General features: G+C 50.6%; 1 protein-coding gene. It reads right to left on the reverse strand.

The features are described 5' to 3' along the window. On the reverse strand, positions 1 to 2,139 hold a 2,139-nt coding region (locus tag RMO52_RS19695), incomplete at its 3' end, for an ATP-dependent Clp protease ATP-binding subunit (RefSeq protein ID WP_310417645.1). Positions 2,140 to 2,347 lie beyond the last annotated feature (208 nt).

A 2,347-nucleotide genomic window follows, 5' to 3' on the forward strand; every position in this document is an offset into this window, starting at 1 on the left:
ACGGTTGAGGAACTCTGGACGGAAGTAGTTTTTGAGTTCTTCGTTGACCAAGCTGCGAATCCGGTTGTAAGTAGCTTCGGTTTTGTTGTCGGTGAACTCGAATCCGAGACCGCCGCCGCCTTTTTCGATTACTTTAGAACCGACGTTGGAGGTGAGGATGATCAAGGTGTTCTTGAAGTCTACCGTGCGACCTTTGGCATCGGTGAGGCGACCATCTTCTAAAATCTGCAACAGCATATTGAAGATATCTGGATGCGCTTTCTCGATTTCATCGAATAAGACGACGGTGTAAGGCTTACGACGGACGGCTTCGGTCAGTTGACCGCCTTCGCTGTAGCCGACGTAACCTGGAGGCGAACCGATCAGTTTCGATACGGTGTGGCGTTCCATGTACTCGGACATATCCAGGCGGATCATCGAGTCTTCGGAACCGAAGAAGTAAGTTGCTAACGCTTTGGTTAACTCGGTTTTACCAACTCCAGTCGGGCCGGAGAAGATGAAACTGGCGATCGGACGGTTGGGATTTTTCAAGCCAACACGAGCGCGACGGATGGCACGGGAGACAGCTTTGACAGCCTCTTCTTGACCGATCAACCGCTGATGGAGGGTTTCTTCCATATTTAGCAGTTTGACGGACTCAGATTCGGTGAGCTTGCTCACGGGTACGCCAGTCCACGAAGCGACGATGTGCGCGATGTCTTCTTCGGTGACTTCGGGCATCACGCGATCTTCAGTTTCGTCGCTAGCCTTTTTGTTTTGGGCGATCGTTTTGATCTCGGCTTTGATTTCGATTTCGCGGTCTTTGAGGGAGCCAGCTTTATCGAAGTCTTGCGAGCGAACGGCTTCGTCTTTTTCTTTGAGGACTTTCCGCAACTCTTTGTCCAATTCTTTTGCCGCAGCGGGGAGTTGGGAATTGAGTAAGCGGACGCGGGAGCCAGCTTCGTCCATCAAGTCGATGGCTTTGTCGGGTAAGAACCGATCGGAGATATAGCGATCTGCTAGTGTCGCCGCAGCTTCGAGGGCGTCATCGGTGATCTTGAGTTTGTGGTGCTGTTCGTAACGCTCGCGCAAACCGTGCAGGATTTCGATCGTTTCTTCGACACTCGGTTCGCCGACCATTACTGGCTGGAAGCGACGTTCGAGGGCAGCATCGCGTTCGATATGTTTGCGGTACTCATCGAGAGTGGTGGCACCGATACATTGCAATTCTCCCCGTGCTAGAGCGGGTTTGAGAATATTTGCCGCATCGATCGCGCCTTCAGCAGCACCCGCACCGATCAAGGTATGGACTTCATCGATTACCAGGATGACGTTACCCGCTTGGCGGATTTCATCCATGATTTTTTTGAGACGTTCCTCAAATTCACCGCGATATTTGGTACCTGCGACGAGCAAACCAATGTCGAGGGTGACAACGCGTTTGTCTTCGAGGATATCGGGGATATCTTGATTGGCAATCCGCTGGGCTAAACCTTCAGCGATGGCGGTTTTACCGACACCGGGTTCGCCGATTAAGACGGGATTGTTTTTGGTGCGGCGTCCGAGGATTTGGATCACTCGTTCGATTTCTTTAGCACGACCGACGACGGGATCTAACTTACCATCTTGTGCCATTTGAGTTAGGTTGGAACCAAACTCATCTAGTGTCGGTGTTTTGTTGCTACCACTCGATCGAGCACCCGTTCCGGCGGTGGCTGTTTCGGAGGTTTCGCCGAGCATCCGAATCACTTGAGTCCGAACTTTGGTTAAGTCCACACCCAGGTTTTCGAGGACTCTGGCGGCGACGCCTTCGCCTTCACGGATCAAACCGAGTAATAAATGTTCGGTGCCGATGTAGTTGTGTCCCAGTAGGCGGGCTTCCTCTAGAGACAACTCCAGAACGCGCTTGGCTCTGGGGGTGAAGGGGATTTCAACGGCTACAAAGCCCGAACCACGTCCGATAATTTTCTCAACTTCGATCCGGGCGTCTTTGAGGTTGATCCCCATCGATTTCAAGACCTTAGCTGCTACGCCAGTACCCTCACCAATCAATCCCAGAAGGATTTGTTCGGTACCGACAAAATTGTGCCCCAGGCGACGTGCTTCTTCCTGGGCCAGCATGATTACTTTAATGGCTTTTTCTGTAAAGCGTTCAAACATGGCTGTTTTCCATCCCCTGCTGCTTGTCTGAGTGTCATTAAATCTTAACACAGTAATTTTAGCGATTGGGAATAGTAATTTTAATCATTGGGTTCGGTAATAACTACTATTTTAGGACGGGAGGGGATCGGGCATTACAAAGATACTTCTAAGGATAGGTTGGCTGGTTTTAAGTTGTAATTTTGAGTATTAGAATGTTCGCTACAAA

This window comes from Chamaesiphon sp. OTE_8_metabat_110, from assembly GCF_031382685.1.
Lineage (GTDB): Bacteria > Cyanobacteriota > Cyanobacteriia > Cyanobacteriales > Chamaesiphonaceae > Chamaesiphon.